The sequence below is a fragment of the Nonomuraea sp. NPDC050691 genome (assembly GCF_040654455.1).
Classification (GTDB): domain Bacteria; phylum Actinomycetota; class Actinomycetes; order Streptosporangiales; family Streptosporangiaceae; genus Nonomuraea.
This window is the reverse complement of sequence record NZ_JBFAIA010000042.1, coordinates 16989-29839: the sequence shown is the minus strand read 5'-3', so window position 1 is coordinate 29839 and position 12851 is coordinate 16989. Positions and strand designations below refer to the sequence as shown.

Annotated in this window: 12 protein-coding genes, 1 tRNA gene and 1 other RNA gene; 8 read left to right on the top strand and 6 right to left on the bottom strand. The window is 72.1% G+C overall.

What is annotated here, in order from left to right; genetic code table 11:
- Positions 1–44: 44 nt before the first annotated feature.
- Genes AB0H81_RS18125 through AB0H81_RS18115 form a run of 3 tightly spaced genes read right to left on the bottom strand, consistent with a single transcriptional unit; the run spans position 45 to position 1521 of the window.
- Complete coding sequence (locus tag AB0H81_RS18125; protein WP_175590160.1) at positions 45–575, bottom strand: DUF5063 domain-containing protein; 531 nt, start codon at positions 573–575, stop codon at positions 45–47.
- A complete protein-coding gene (gene recR, locus AB0H81_RS18120) occupies positions 568–1167 on the bottom strand; it encodes a recombination mediator RecR (protein WP_175590161.1) in 600 nt (199 codons plus the stop codon). The genes AB0H81_RS18125 and recR overlap by 8 nt, the downstream gene beginning before the upstream one ends.
- A 3-nt stretch (positions 1168–1170) precedes the next feature.
- Positions 1171–1521, bottom strand: coding sequence for a YbaB/EbfC family nucleoid-associated protein (locus AB0H81_RS18115; protein WP_358375665.1), 351 nt, complete (start codon positions 1519–1521; stop codon positions 1171–1173).
- A 325-nt stretch (positions 1522–1846) separates the two neighbouring features.
- Between AB0H81_RS18115 and AB0H81_RS18110 the strand changes: the two genes are divergently transcribed.
- Positions 1847–3529, top strand: a complete 1683-nt coding sequence (locus tag AB0H81_RS18110) for a GAF domain-containing protein (protein WP_358375663.1) — start codon at positions 1847–1849, stop codon at positions 3527–3529.
- An 806-nt stretch (positions 3530–4335) separates the two neighbouring features.
- Here AB0H81_RS18110 and AB0H81_RS18105 read toward each other — a convergent pair.
- Positions 4336–7113, bottom strand: a complete 2778-nt coding sequence (locus tag AB0H81_RS18105) for a DNA polymerase III subunit gamma and tau (protein ID WP_358375661.1) — start codon at positions 7111–7113, stop codon at positions 4336–4338.
- A 29-nt stretch (positions 7114–7142) separates the two neighbouring features.
- Positions 7143–7240: signal recognition particle sRNA small type (ffs, locus tag AB0H81_RS18100), an RNA gene on the bottom strand.
- A 95-nt stretch (positions 7241–7335) separates the two neighbouring features.
- Between ffs and AB0H81_RS18095 the strand changes: the two genes are divergently transcribed.
- From AB0H81_RS18095 to AB0H81_RS18070, 6 genes are all read left to right on the top strand, one after another.
- A tRNA-Ser gene (locus AB0H81_RS18095) sits at positions 7336–7423 on the top strand.
- Between the two features lie 221 nt (positions 7424–7644).
- Positions 7645–7974 (top strand): hypothetical protein, encoded by a 330-nt coding sequence (locus AB0H81_RS18090; RefSeq protein WP_358375659.1) that lies wholly within the window; start codon positions 7645–7647, stop codon positions 7972–7974.
- Between the two features lie 133 nt (positions 7975–8107).
- On the top strand, positions 8108–8683 hold the full coding sequence (locus AB0H81_RS18085) for an RNA polymerase sigma factor (protein ID WP_358375657.1): 576 nt from the start codon (positions 8108–8110) through the stop codon (positions 8681–8683).
- A gap of 46 nt (positions 8684–8729) precedes the next feature.
- Complete coding sequence (locus AB0H81_RS18080) at positions 8730–9200, top strand: peroxiredoxin family protein (RefSeq protein ID WP_358375655.1); 471 nt, start codon at positions 8730–8732, stop codon at positions 9198–9200.
- Between the two features lie 76 nt (positions 9201–9276).
- Positions 9277–9879, top strand: a complete 603-nt coding sequence (locus AB0H81_RS18075; RefSeq protein ID WP_358375653.1) for a TetR/AcrR family transcriptional regulator — start codon at positions 9277–9279, stop codon at positions 9877–9879.
- Between the two features lie 118 nt (positions 9880–9997).
- Entirely contained in the window at positions 9998–11206 is a 1209-nt protein-coding gene (locus AB0H81_RS18070; RefSeq protein WP_358375651.1) for an MFS transporter, read from the top strand.
- A gap of 13 nt (positions 11207–11219) precedes the next feature.
- Here AB0H81_RS18070 and AB0H81_RS18065 read toward each other — a convergent pair whose 3' ends face one another.
- On the bottom strand, positions 11220–11861 hold the full coding sequence (locus tag AB0H81_RS18065) for a LysE family translocator (protein ID WP_358375650.1): 642 nt from the start codon (positions 11859–11861) through the stop codon (positions 11220–11222).
- Between the two features lie 131 nt (positions 11862–11992).
- Here AB0H81_RS18065 and AB0H81_RS18060 point away from each other — a divergent pair, with 131 nt between their 5' ends.
- Positions 11993–12838 carry a neutral zinc metallopeptidase gene (locus AB0H81_RS18060; protein ID WP_358375648.1) on the top strand — a complete coding sequence of 282 codons (846 nt, stop codon included), beginning with the start codon at positions 11993–11995 and terminating at the stop codon, positions 12836–12838.
- Positions 12839–12851 lie beyond the last annotated feature (13 nt).

The window sequence follows — 12851 nt, the reverse complement described above, 5'->3', positions numbered from 1 at the left end:
TACCACTATGTGGGACGGACGGGGTCGCTCCGTGGACAGGGGGATCAGACCGCCGTGGTCTCCTCCGCGACGTCGAGACGCGAGTGCGCGGCCAGCGCCTGCAGGGCCCGCATGGCCGCGCCGGCGTGGTTGCCCCACGTGTTGAAGTAGGAGTACTGCCACCACCACAGCGCCTCGTGCGGCCGGCCCGCCTGGTAGTGCCGCAGCCCGTGGATGAGGTCGGCGGCCACCGCGGTCAGGTCGTCGGACAGCCGGTACGGCGTGACGTTCGTGTCCTTGTACGGGTCGAACACCTCGGCGTAGTCGTCGACCGCCCCCAGCCGCTCGGCCAGCGCGGTGCGCACACCGTCGATGTCGGGGTCCTCACTCAGCGGAGGCTCGTTGTTGCCCGAGAGGATCACATCCTCGTTCGCCCCGAGCTTGGCTCCCGCGAGACTCATCTGCGCGACCTCGACCAGCAGCAGCGACCAGATGGCGTCGCCGCCCTCGCCGCCCGCGACCCTGGTCAGGCCATCCAGGTAGTTCTGCGCGTGCGCCGCGATCTCCTCGGCCAGCGCGCTCCACTGGTCAGACATCCAACAGCCTCCGTCCTTCGAACGCCCGGCCCAGCGTCACCTCGTCGGCGTACTCCAGGTCACCGCCCACGGGCAGGCCGCTGGCCAATCGTGTCACCTTCATGCCCATCGGCTTGACCAACCGGGCCAGATAGGTCGCCGTCGCCTCGCCCTCGAGGTTGGGGTCGGTGGCGAGGATCAGCTCCGTGACCCGGCCGTCCGCCAGGCGCGTCATGAGCTCGCGGATGCGCAGGTCGTCGGGCCCGATGCCGTCGATCGGGCTGATCGCGCCGCCGAGCACGTGATAGGTGCCGCGGAACTCACGCGTCTTCTCGATCGCGACGACGTCCTTGGACTCCTCCACGACGCAGATCACATGGGTGTCGCGACGCGGGTCGCGGCAGATGCGGCACTCCTCCTCGGAGGCCACGTTGCCGCAGACCCGGCAGAACCGGGCCTTCTCCTTGACCTCCAACAGGGCGTGCGCCAGCCGTTTGACATCGGCCGGGTCGGCCGCCAGCAGGTGGAACGCGATCCGCTGCGCGCTCTTCGGCCCGACCCCCGGCAGCAGCCCGAGCTCGTCGATCAGGTTCTGGACGACGCCTTCGTACATGGTCTAGAACCCTGGCAGCTGACCGAGACCGCCGCCGCCGAGGCCCTGCGCGAGCGGCCCGAGCTTCTCCTGCTGCAGGTCGGCCGCCGCCCGGACCGCGTCGCGGACGGACGCGATCACCAGGTCGGCGATGGTGTCGGCCGTGTCCTGCGGGTCGCCGGCGTCGACGACACTCGGATCGATCTTGAGTTCGAGCAGCTCTCCCGAGCCGTTGACGACCGCCGTGACCAGGCCCCCGCCGGCCGAGCCCTCGATCTGCGCGTCGTTGAGCTCCTGCTGGGCGCTCACGAGCTGCTGCTGCATGAGCTGGGCCTGCTCCAGCAGCTGCTGCAGGTTGACATCCCCTGGGTTCACCGTCTGCGCTCCTCGTGGCTCCGCGTTCTTGACTGCCACGAGCCTACGGTGTTTGGCGCCCGTCATGTACTGGGGGCTTACCAGTGTTTCGCCTCAGGTGGTTCTGTTCGGCCGGGTCCCGGCCCCCCTCCAGTGTCCGAGACCCGGCCGGCACGCCGGCCGGAGCGGCCGCGCCGGGCCAGCGTTCGGTGCCCGACCGTAGACTCCCTCACGTTGCACACACGTTGCGACTGCGCAATCACTGTGCGCGATACGTCGAAGTACTTGCGCCGACCGCCTCCGAGCGCGGATGCTCGCCATACGGGTCGACTACTTGGAGTGGCCGATGAGTTACGCCGATCTCGATGCGTACTCCCGCCGCCTGCGCGCCGCCCACGACGACGCGCTGAGCGGAGCGGGCGGGCCCGCCGAGCCCGGCCCGGCGGCACGCGACAGGGCATCGGGTCCGGGCGCGACCCGTGGGAGCCGCGGAACCGGCGGGGCCGGTGGAGCTGCGAGCGGGCCAGTCACGATCGGCGGGGCTGGGAGCGGGCCAGTCACGATCGGCGGGGCTGGGAGCGGGCCAGTCACGATCGGCGGGGCTGGGAGCGGGCCAGTCACGATCGGCGGGACCGGCGGAGGCGAGAGTGCCCGGTGGCTCATCTCCACCTCCTGGCGCCGCTCCGTCGAGGCCGGCGTCGACCCGGAGGACGGCCCCGCCCCCCTCACCCTCGACCTGTCCCGCCTCGGCGACGTGCGCGACGCCCACCCGCTGCGCCCCCTGCTCCCGCTGCTCACCGAGACGCTCTCGCGGGTGGCCGACGAGTCCCGGCACATCGTGGTCGTCACCGACAGGGACGGCCGGGTGCTGTGGCGCGACGGCAATCCCGGCGTCATGCGCAGCGCCGACCGCATCGGCCTGAGCGAGGGCCACGGCTGGTCCGAGGAGCGCATGGGCACCAACGGCATCGGCACCGCCCTGGCGGTCCTGCGCCCGGTCAACGTCTACTCCGCCGAACACCTGCTGCGCCTGCTGCACATCTGGTCGTGCAGCGCCGCCCCCATCGTCGATCCCGACTCGGGCGAGGTGCTGGGCTGCGTCGACGTCAGCGGCACCGCGCCCAGCCTGCACCCGGCCACCGCCGCCCTGGTCGGCGCCGCCGCCCGGCTCGCCGAGTCACAGCTCGCGCTGCGCATGTACGAACGCGACGAGCGGCTGGTCCGCCGGTACGAGGAGCTGCGCGGCAGGCCCGGGATCCTGCTGTCGGCCACCGGCCGCGTCATCGCCGGCGACCCGGGCGGCACCCTCGGCCCCCGCGTGCAGCTCCCGGCCGCCGGCGACCGCCTGCCGCTGCGCGACGGGAGAACGGCGGCGCTGGAGCCGTTCTGCGGCGGCTACCTGGTGCGGACCACGACCACGGCGACGGCGACGGCGACGGCCACGGCCGCGACGACGGCCACGCCGCCCACGCTCCGCCTCGGCTTCCTCGGCGAGGTGATCCCCACGGCCGCCGTCGGTGAGCGCCGCCTGCCGCTCTCCCTCCGCCACGCCGAGATCCTCGCGCTGCTCGCGCTCCACCCCCGCGGCCTCAGCGCCGAACAGCTCTCCTTCCACCTGTACGGCGACGCGGGCAACCCGGTCACCATCAGGGCCGAGATCCACCGGCTGCGCGCCCAGCTCCGAGGGACCATCGGCGCCAAGCCGTATCGGCTGACCTCCCCGGTGGAGGCCGACTTCCTGGAGCTGAGACGCCTGCTGGCGGCCAACGCCCCCGCGGCGCTGGCACGCACGTACAAGGGCCCGCTGCTGCCGCGTTCGGAGTCACCGGAGATCCGCCGCGAACGCGACGAGCTGGAGGTCCAGGTACGCGCCTGCCTCCTGCTGCACGGCTCGCCCGACGACCTGTGGACCTACGCGCAGACCGCCAACGGCCGCGACGACCTGCAGATCCTCGAACGGCTCGCGGACTCCTTACCCTTCGCCGACCACCGCGCCGCCGCCGCCCGCGCCCGCCTCTACACCTGCTGACCGCTCACAGCGGCTCGCGCCCATGTTCTGAACCTGCAGGCCACCTTCCACAGCGGTTCCCGCACACCTCTACACCCTGCCGGCCCTCCAAACGGTCCGCGCGCCTCTACACCTGCCAGCCCGCTCACAGCGGTCCGCGCCCACCTCTGCGCCTCGTGCCCCTGCCGCCACGCCGCCGAAAGGCCGCACCGCCCACCACTTGCCGCTGCGGTGAGGCGACCGCCCCCTTCACCCGCGCAGTTCCCGACGCGCCCACGCGACTCCCGGCGTCATCGTGTGAGCATGCCCCGGCTCCCCCGAAACGCCCACCACTGCCCGCGCCTTTACGAGCGCGTCATGAAGCCACCATCCGGCATCGCAAGGAGGCCCCCCTCACCCCATCACCGCCCCTCACGGCGAGACCATCGCCCCCCGGGCGTCCTCAGGGCAAGGACACCTGAGCGAGCGCCCCGAGGCGGCGAGGGCCCGAGACGAGACGCGAACCCGGGGGTACGAGACACGGCCCGACGAACGAGACGCGAACCCCTGGGGCAACGCGTGGCCCAAGGGACGAGGCGTGAAACCCGAGGACGACGCGTAGACCCCGACGAACGAGACGCGAACCCCCGGGGTACGAGACACGGCTCCTGGGAGACGAGGCGCGCACCTCGGGGACGACGCGCGGAACCCCAGAGAGGAGACGTGAACCACGAGGACGACGCGTAGGCCCCGAGGGACGAGACGTGCACCTCGGGGATCGGACTCACAGCCCCCGGACGAAACACCTCGGACCCGGGAGAACTCCGACCTGCGAGGACAGGACGACGTCAGGTGTGGTCGATCTCGCCGATGACCGTGGCGCCGAGCTCCCGCTGGAGCAGGGCCATGCCGGACAGTTCGTCCACGTCGGCGTTGGCGTCGTTCAGCGGATCGACATCGTCGGCGTCGGGCACCCTGCCGCGGCCCGGCACCGTCTCCGGCCACGCGGACGCCGGGCGCGACCCCGGAGCCCGGGGAGCCCGGGGGCCCGCCTGCGCCGCAGCCTTGGCCGCGGACCGCGCGGCGGCCAGACCGGAGCCGACCACCCCGGAGCCTGCCGTGCCATTGCTCGTCGCGCCGTTGCTCGTCGCGCCGGAACCCGCCGTGCCGCCGCTCGCCAGGCCGGCCGCCGCCAGTGCGCCATCCTGCGAGGCCGGCTCTCCGCCCCACGACGCGCCGCCCCTGGCGGCATTGGTGTCGGTGGGATCGGGAGTGGGCGGCGAACCCATGCCGGGATCGTCCGGAGCGTCGGGCCACGACTCGTCGGTCGTCTGCCTGCCGTGCCCACCGGACGCCTGACCTCGGCCCGCCTGCTGCGCCTGAGTCTCCTGAGGCCCGGAACCACCTGGCTGGCCCGAGCCGCCCTGATGCCCCGAAACACCGTGCTGCCCCGAAACGCCCTGAGGGGCCGAAGCGGCGCCGGGCTCGCCGGCCTCCTGTGCGCCGCTCCCGTCGTGGGACGAGCCGTGCGAGCCCGTACGGCCGGACGGCGCGTGCGAGGCCGGGCCGCCGGGCGCGTGGGACGCCGGAGCGGCGGGCTGTTGCGGCACCGGTTGCGACTGGGGCCGGGCCGGGCCGGGCGGCGGACCGCCCGCGGGGCCACGCGACCCGCCCGCGACCGGGGAGCCGCCGACGACCGACTCCACCCGCCAGGTGCTGCCGAGGACGTCACCCAGCGCGGCGGCCACGACGGCGTCCTTGCCGCCGCCGGTGAAGTTCTTCATGGCGCCGACCTGGCTGAAGCCGAGGGTGACGAGGTTGCCCTCGACGCCGACGACCTGGGCGTTGGTGCTGACATTGGCCCAGACGACGATGCTTCGCTGCTTCAGCGCCGCCAGCACGGCGGGCCACTGCTGCTGGAGAAGGGCGAGCCCTGAGCCTCCACCGGCGCCCGGCTGTCCCGCCGGGGCGTGGCCGCCCGCCTGACCGGCCGGGGCGGCTCCCGCCGACGCGCCCGGGGCCGGGCCGGTGGCGGCGTGTTGTCCGTGTTGTGCGTGTCCCGAGGTCTGCTGCGCGGGCGCTCCGGGCCGCGTGGTCTCGGGCCAGCCGTCGTCCTGCTGCGCGGCACCGGGCGTGCCGACGGCCGGACCGCCCGCGACAGCACCGGCTTGACCACTCCCGGCACCCGGGTGACCGGCCCCGACGCCCGCGTGGCCGCCGGCCGTGGCCTGGCCCTCGACGCCCGCCCCCTCGGAGGCGGGTCCTCCCGCACCCGGCGCGTCACCTGCCGAACCGGGGTGGGCGGGCTGGACGGCGGGGGCGACGGGAGCGGCGGCGACGGGGACCACGGGACCGCCAGAGCCAGCCGGACCGCCCTGTCCGGCCGTACCCGTCACTCCACCCTGACCGGCCGTCCCGATGGCTCCGCCCGGGACCGGCGCACCCGCGCGGGCGGCCATCGCGGCGAGCGTGCCACCGCGCTCCAGGCGTTCGAGGCGCGCGAGCAGGGCCTCCTCGCCCTTCGCGGCGCCGGGAAGCAGCACCCGCGCGCACATCAGTTCCAGCAGCAGCCGGGGTGAGGTCGCGCCGCGCATCTCCGTCAGCCCGGCGTTGAACACCTCGGCGGCCCGCGTCAGCTCGGCGGGCCCCATCGAGCCGGCCTGCTGCACCAGGCGCTCCAGCTCGTCGGCCGGGCGGTCGAGCAGGCCGCTGGACACCGCCTCGGGGACGTTGGCCAGGATGACCAGGTCGCGGAAACGTTCCAGCAGGTCGGAGGCGAAGCGGCGCGGGTCGTGGCCGCCCTCGATGACGCGGTTGACCGTGTGGAAGACCCGGCCGCCGTCACGGGCGGCGAACGCGTTGACGATCTCGTCGAGCAGGTCGCCGTCGGTGTAGCCGAGCAGGGAGACGGCCTTGGTGTACGTGATGCCGGCGTCGTCGGCGCCCGCGAGGAGCTGGTCGAGGATCGACAGCGAGTCACGCGCGGACCCGGCGCCGGCCCGCACGACCAGCGGCAGGGCGTTCGGCTCGAAGGGGACGCTCTCGGAGGTGAGGATCTCCTCCAGCAGCGCGCGCAGCGTCGCCGGCGGCATCAGGCGGAACGGGTAGTGGTGGGTGCGCGACTTGATGGTGCCGATGACCTTCTCGGGCTCCGTCGTCGCGAAGATGAACTTCAGGTGCGGCGGGGGCTCCTCGACGAGTTTGAGCAGCGCGTTGAAACCCTCGCGGGTCACCATGTGCGCCTCGTCGATGATGTAGATCTTGTAGCGGGCGGCGACCGGGGCGAAGAAGGCCCGCTCGCGCAGGTCGCGCGCGTCGTCGACGCCGCCGTGGGAGGCCGCGTCGATCTCGATGACGTCGAGGTGGCCGGGGCCGGTGGGGGCGAGGGCGACGCACGACTCGCAGACGCCGCAGGGGTCGGGGGTGGGGCCCTTCTCGCAGTTGAGGGAACGGGCCAGAATGCGGGCGCTGGACGTCTTGCCGCATCCCCGGGGGCCGCTGAACAGGTAGGCGTGGTTGATGCGCCCCGAACGCAGCGCCTGGCGCAGCGGATCGGTGACGTGCTCCTGTCCCTTGACCTCGGCGAAGGTCCCGGGTCGGTACTTGCGATAAAGCGCAAGGCTCATGCGACCATCCCGCCTGCGAGGGGCCCAAACGAAGAGAACCCCTCGCACACCCGCCAGAGCCCGCTTATCCTTGCTGCCTTCCGGCCCTGGGGAGGTTCACAGGATGACGCCGCGCGAGGGGTCCGTGGACAGTCTAGCGGGATCCGGCAGTGCTCGCTGCAGCGAAATCCGCCACGGAAATCGTGGTCTCCCCACCACCGGAAGTCCGGTAAGCTCGTCGGCGGAGGATTCGCCTAGTGGCCGAGGGCGCACGCTTGGAAAGCGTGTATAGGGCAACCTATCAGGGGTTCAAATCCCCTATCCTCCGCCAGCTCAGAAGGGGTGTGCCGTCGTGACGGCACACCCCTTCCGGCTTTCCGGTCCCAAGTCTGCGTCACCGCAACGCGACCCCTCACACCGTGGCCCGCGCCACGAGTGCCGGCGTCATGGCCGACTCGCACAGGCCGCACGTCTCCGAGCGGCCCGCCCTCGTCAGCCACCAATCGTCGGCTACGGTGGCCGGCCATGGGTACGGACTGAGCGCCCGCGGCCGTGCGCGACGTCGCGCGCAAGGACCTCGGCGAGCTCGTACGGCTGGCACGCGCCCACACGCGCTTGGCCCACGCACTCGGTCACACGCTCCGCACGACCCCTCCTGAAGAGACGAACCCGCCGGAAGAGATCGACCACGACACGGTCCTCGCGCGGTGGCGGGACATCGACGAGCGGCTGCGCTCGCTGCTGGTCCTCGATCTGGACAACCCCCGCCGGGTCCTCGTCGTCGGCGCCGATCCCATCTTTCCGCCCGAGTGGCGGCAGGCGGCCTGGGCGACTGAGCACGGCGGACGGGTGTGCCCGGCGAGGTTCGTCCTGAGAAGGTGAATCCTTTCGCGCTGTCGAGGCCTCTTATGGGGGTGACGGTCACGCTGGGAGGAGATGCGGATGGGTGACGTCGTGATGCCGGCTGTGCCGCCGGCGCCACAAGGGGCCTCGTCGCGGTGGCGAGGGTGCGGACGTGGCTGACCGCGGCTGGGCGAGCACGCAGCTCATCGAGGCGGCGCAGGCCGGTGATCGAGAGTCGATCACCGCGGTGGTCCATGGCGCCCACACTCACGTGCGGCGCTTCGCGGAGCATCTCTGTGCGTCGCCGCAGGATGCCGAGGACGCCGCGCAGGAAGCGCTGATCATCCTCTATCGGAAGATCGGTTCACTGCGCGCCACCGGGGCGCTGGCTTCGTGGATGTTCAGAATCGTCCGGAACGAGTGCCTGCGCCGTGCCCAGTCGCTGTTCGACCGCTATGACGAACCCGGTGCCGGTCTGGTGACGTCGGCCGAGGAGGAGGTCATCCGGCGCCTGGAAGCCGAGCTCGTCGCGCAGGCGATCAGGGAGCTGCCGGACGTCCAGCGCCGAGTTCTGATCATGCGGGACGTCCTGGGCCACCCGGGGCGGCGAGTCGCGGAGACGCTCGGCCTGAGCAACGCCGCGATGAAGTCCCAGCTGCACCGGGCTCGCAGCAGGGTCCGGCTCAGTCTGGCCGGGAAGACCGACGCCACCGGCGTCCCGCGCGACCCCGGAACCACCGCCGCCTGACCTGAGCGCCGCTTTTCCACAACCCGAGCCGAAGGGGAGTTCCACCATGCTCGAAACCGGATCGCCCGCACCCGACGTGGTGCTGGAGGACACCGACGGCCACACCGTCCGTGTGTCCGACCACCAGGGCAAGCACGCCGTGCTGATCTACTTCATGCGGTCGACGACGTGCCCGGTCTGCAACTGGCACGTCCAAGACCTCGTCCGGCGTCGCGACGAGCTCGCCGCCGGCGATGTGCGGGTGCTTGTCGCGGTTCCCGAGGACCGTGAAACAGCGGCCGAGTGGAAGGCCAGGCGCCGGATCCCGTTCCCGGTCCTCGTCGGCCGCGGCGGCGGCACCCCGCACGAGATGATCGGCCTGAACAGGAAGGCTTTCGGTGCGCTTCAGCAGTCAGGCACCGTCCTCATCGATTCCCAGGGCGTGATCCGCCACGCCCACGGCGCCACCATGCCCACGGGTGGCTACCAGCGGAAGGAGATCACCGCCGCCGTCCAGGCTCTGCGCGTCGGAGGGTGATCGCCTGATCGGTCTCCGGGGGTTCATCCCGTCCACAGTTTTGCATCAAGTGGTGCAGAACCGGTAGCGTGCCCCCATGGCGCGACCACGGACGTTCGACGAGGACCGGGTCCTCGAACAGGCGATGCGGGCCTTCTGGCTGCACGGCTACGAGGGCACCTCCACGCGCGACCTGTGCGAGGCCACCGGCCTGGACCGCAGCAGCGTCTACAACGCGTTCACCAGCAAGCACGAGCTGTTCCGGCGAGCGCTGACCCGCTACACCGAGGCCATGACGGCCACCCAGACGGAGATCCTGGAGGACGGCGACCGGCCCGCCATCGAGCGGATCCGGGCGCTGTTCGCCAAAATCATCGACGACGAGTTCACGTTCAGGGGCGACGCGCCCAGCATCGGATGCCTGGGCGTGAACACGACCGTGGAGTTCGGCGGGCGCGACCCGGAGATAGCCCGGCTTCTCGAACAGGACGCGGCGCGCCGCCTGGAGACGCTGCGCGCGGCCGTCGAGGCGGGGCGCCGCGACGGCGACATACGCTCTCCCCGCGATCCGGCCGCGCTGGCCCGCTATCTGAACGCCGTGACGGCCGGCATCCGCGTCGCCGCCCAGGGCGGGGCCGACCGTGCCGTCCTGGAGGCCATCGCCGAGACCGCGCTGGACGCCGTCACCGCCACCGCCTGACTTCCCGCCGGCCCGGTTCCAGGGGCGTGCCCGCGTCCCCACCCACGCGCCGGCCCCTCCGGCGCCTCCCTCACGCCCGCATTCTGCACTGATCAGTGCAAAACTTGGGGAGCACCTCTTGCCCAGATCCGTGTACGTCCTGGCCTTCGGCATCTTCGCCATGGTCACCAGCGAATTCGCCGTCGCCGGGTTGATGCCCCAGATGGCCCGCGGTCTCGGCGCCACCATCCCGCAGATCGGGTACCTCATCACCGCCTTCGCGGCGGCCATGGCCGTCGGCGGGCCGTTCATGACCGTGGCCGTGTCGCGGCTGCGCCCCAGGGACGCCCTGATGACGCTGTTCGCCGTCTTCCTCGCCGGCAACGTGCTGGCGGCCGTGGCCCCGTCCTACCCGGTCATGATGGCGGCGCGGATCATCACCGGCGTCGCCTCGCAGGCGTTCTTCGGCGTGACGGTCTCGCTGGCCGTGCGGCTCGCGCGGCCCGAGGTGCGCGGCCGGGCCATCGCCGTGGTGATGAACGGGCTGATGGTCGGCACTCTGCTCGGCCTGCCGCTGTCCACGATGATCGGCGAGCGGTTCGGCTGGCGGGCGGCGTTCTGGGCGGTCGGCGCGCTCACCCTGGTCGCCGCGCCGGCCACCCTCTGGGGTGTTCCGCGGGCCGGACGCGACGACGGCGGCGTCGAGGGCGAGGGCCTGCGCGGCCAGTTCGCGGTGTTCCGCGGCGGACGCCTGCTGTCGGCGTTCCTCACCAGCACCCTGATCATCGGCGCCACGTTCTCCGCGTTCAGTTACCTCAACCCGATCCTCACCGGCCTGGCCGGGTTCGCCACCGGGACCGTCCCGTACCTGCTGGTCGCCTACGGCGCCGCGACGGTCGCCGGCAACCACGTCGTGGGCCGTCTCGCCGACCGGCACACGATCGCGGTCCAGGTGTACGGCCTGGCGCTGAACGCGGTGTTCCTGGCGGGGTTCGCGCTGCTGGCCCACGTGAACGTGGCGGCGGTGACGTTCATGCTGGGCGTCGGCCTGGTCGGCGTCACCATGAACCCGGCCATGGTCACCCGCGTCCAGCGCGCCGGCAACGCGGGCCCCCTCGTGAACACGGTCCACTCGTCGTTCATCACGCTGGGCGTGATCGTGGGGTCGTCGGGCGGCGGGCTGGCCATCGACGCGTACGGGCTGCGGGCGCCACTCTGGCTCGGCGCGGCGCTGGCCGTCCTGGGGCTGCTCACGCTGCTTCCGGAACGTGGCCGGGGCCGGGCCTCCCGGCGGCGGCGCGCCGCGACCGAGCCCGGCACGGCGAAGGCGCCCCTTCCCCCGGCCTGACGGGTGCCGGGCGTCAGGCCGCCAGCAGGGCCTTGGAGCGGTCGGTGGCCAGGCGGATGGCGATGCCGCCGAGGACGGCGCCCATGAAGTACCGCTGCACGCGCAGCCACAGCGGGCGGCGGGCCAGGAAGGCTGCCAGGGTGCCGGCGCTGATCGCGATGATCCCGTTGACCAGCGTGCCGATGGCGATCTGGACCGAGCCGAGCGCCAGGCTCTGGAGCAGCACGTGCCCCATCTCCTGGTCGATGAACTGGGGCAGCAGTGACAGGTAAAGGATGGCGATCTTGGGGTTGAGCAGGCAGGTGAACAGGCCCATGGCGAACAGCTTGCGCGGCGGCTCCGCGGGCAGCTCGCGCGGCTCGAAGGCGGAGGTGCCGCCGGGCCTGACGGCGTTCCAGGCCAGCCAGAGCAGGTACGCGGCCCCGGCCAGCTTCAGCGCGGTGTACGCGGCGGGCACGTACGCGAAGATCGCGGTCAGGCCCAGGCAGGTGGCGGTCAGGTAGATGGTGAAGCCCAGCGCGACGCCGGTGAGCGAGATCAGCCCCGCCCGGCGGCCCTGCGTGATGGAGCGCGACACGAGGTAGATCATGTTCGGCCCGGGCGTGAGGACCATGCCGAGGGACACGAGCGCGATCCCGATCAAGCCTGCGGTCATTCCCGAAGATTATCGGACATGTCCGGAAAGGGACATACGGGACCGGCCCGGGCGGCAGCCATCACCTCCGTGGAATCTCCAGCCCTCTTTCGGGAAGCTGAGATGCGGGCACACGAGAAGGGACGTTGGCGATGGACTTCCGAGACGACGTCAACCTCGACTCCTCCCAGGTGGAGGACGTCGGCGGCAGCGGCAGAGGTGGCGGCGGAGGAGGAGGCTTCCCCGGCGGCATGGTCGTGGGAGGCGGCGGCATCGTCACCCTGATCGTCATGGTCGTGGTGTTCCTGCTGAACAACGGCGGCGGAGGCGGCGGCGAGCAGCCCGCCCAGCGGCAGCCGGCCTCCAACCTGTCGCAGGAGTGCAAGACCGGCAAGGACGCCGACCAGTCGGAGAAATGCCGGGTGATCGGCGTGGTCAACAGCATCCAGGACTACTGGAAGGACGAGGTCTCGGGGTACCGGCCCGCCAAGACCATCCTGTACTCCGGCGGCGTCCGCACGGCCTGCGGCGCGGCCGACTCCTCGGTCGGCCCCTTCTACTGCCCCGGCGACCAGCGCGTCTACCTCGATCTGAGCTTCTTCGACGACCTGCACAGCCGGTTCGGCGCCAAGGGCGGCCCGTTCGCCCAGGCGTACGTGATCGCCCACGAGTACGGGCACCACGTGCAGAACCTGACCGGCGCGCTGGAGGGCGGCGGCTCGGTGGCGACGGAGCTCCAGGCCGACTGCTACGCGGGCGTGTGGGCCAAGAACGCCATCGACACCGGCTTCTACGACAAGCCGTTCACCGACACCGACATCGCCGAGGCGCTGGACGCGGCGGCGGCCGTGGGCGACGATCGGATCCAGCAGCGCACCCAGGGCCGCGTCGACCCCGAATCGTTCACGCACGGCTCCTCCGAGCAGCGGATGAACGCCTTCAAGCAGGGGTACGGATCCGGCAAGCCGGCGTCGTGCGCGACCGGGCAACTCGGCTGAAGACCCCCATCAC

Bases quoted from the DNA above. Each gene is read 5' to 3' on its own strand.
- recR (WP_175590161.1), bottom strand. From the start codon at position 1,167: ATGTACGAAGGCGTCGTCCAGAACCTGATCGACGAGCTCGGGCTGCTG.
- AB0H81_RS18105 (WP_358375661.1), bottom strand. From the start codon at position 7,113: ATGAGCCTTGCGCTTTATCGCAAGTACCGACCCGGGACCTTCGCCGAG.
- AB0H81_RS18080 (WP_358375655.1), top strand. From the start codon at position 8,730: ATGCTCGAAACCGGATCGCCCGCACCCGACGTGGTGCTGGAGGACACC.
- AB0H81_RS18060 (WP_358375648.1), top strand. From the start codon at position 11,993: ATGGACTTCCGAGACGACGTCAACCTCGACTCCTCCCAGGTGGAGGAC.
- AB0H81_RS18110 (WP_358375663.1), top strand. From the start codon at position 1,847: ATGAGTTACGCCGATCTCGATGCGTACTCCCGCCGCCTGCGCGCCGCC.
- AB0H81_RS18075 (WP_358375653.1), top strand. From the start codon at position 9,277: ATGGCGCGACCACGGACGTTCGACGAGGACCGGGTCCTCGAACAGGCG.
- AB0H81_RS18125 (WP_175590160.1), bottom strand. From the start codon at position 575: ATGTCTGACCAGTGGAGCGCGCTGGCCGAGGAGATCGCGGCGCACGCG.
- AB0H81_RS18065 (WP_358375650.1), bottom strand. From the start codon at position 11,861: ATGACCGCAGGCTTGATCGGGATCGCGCTCGTGTCCCTCGGCATGGTC.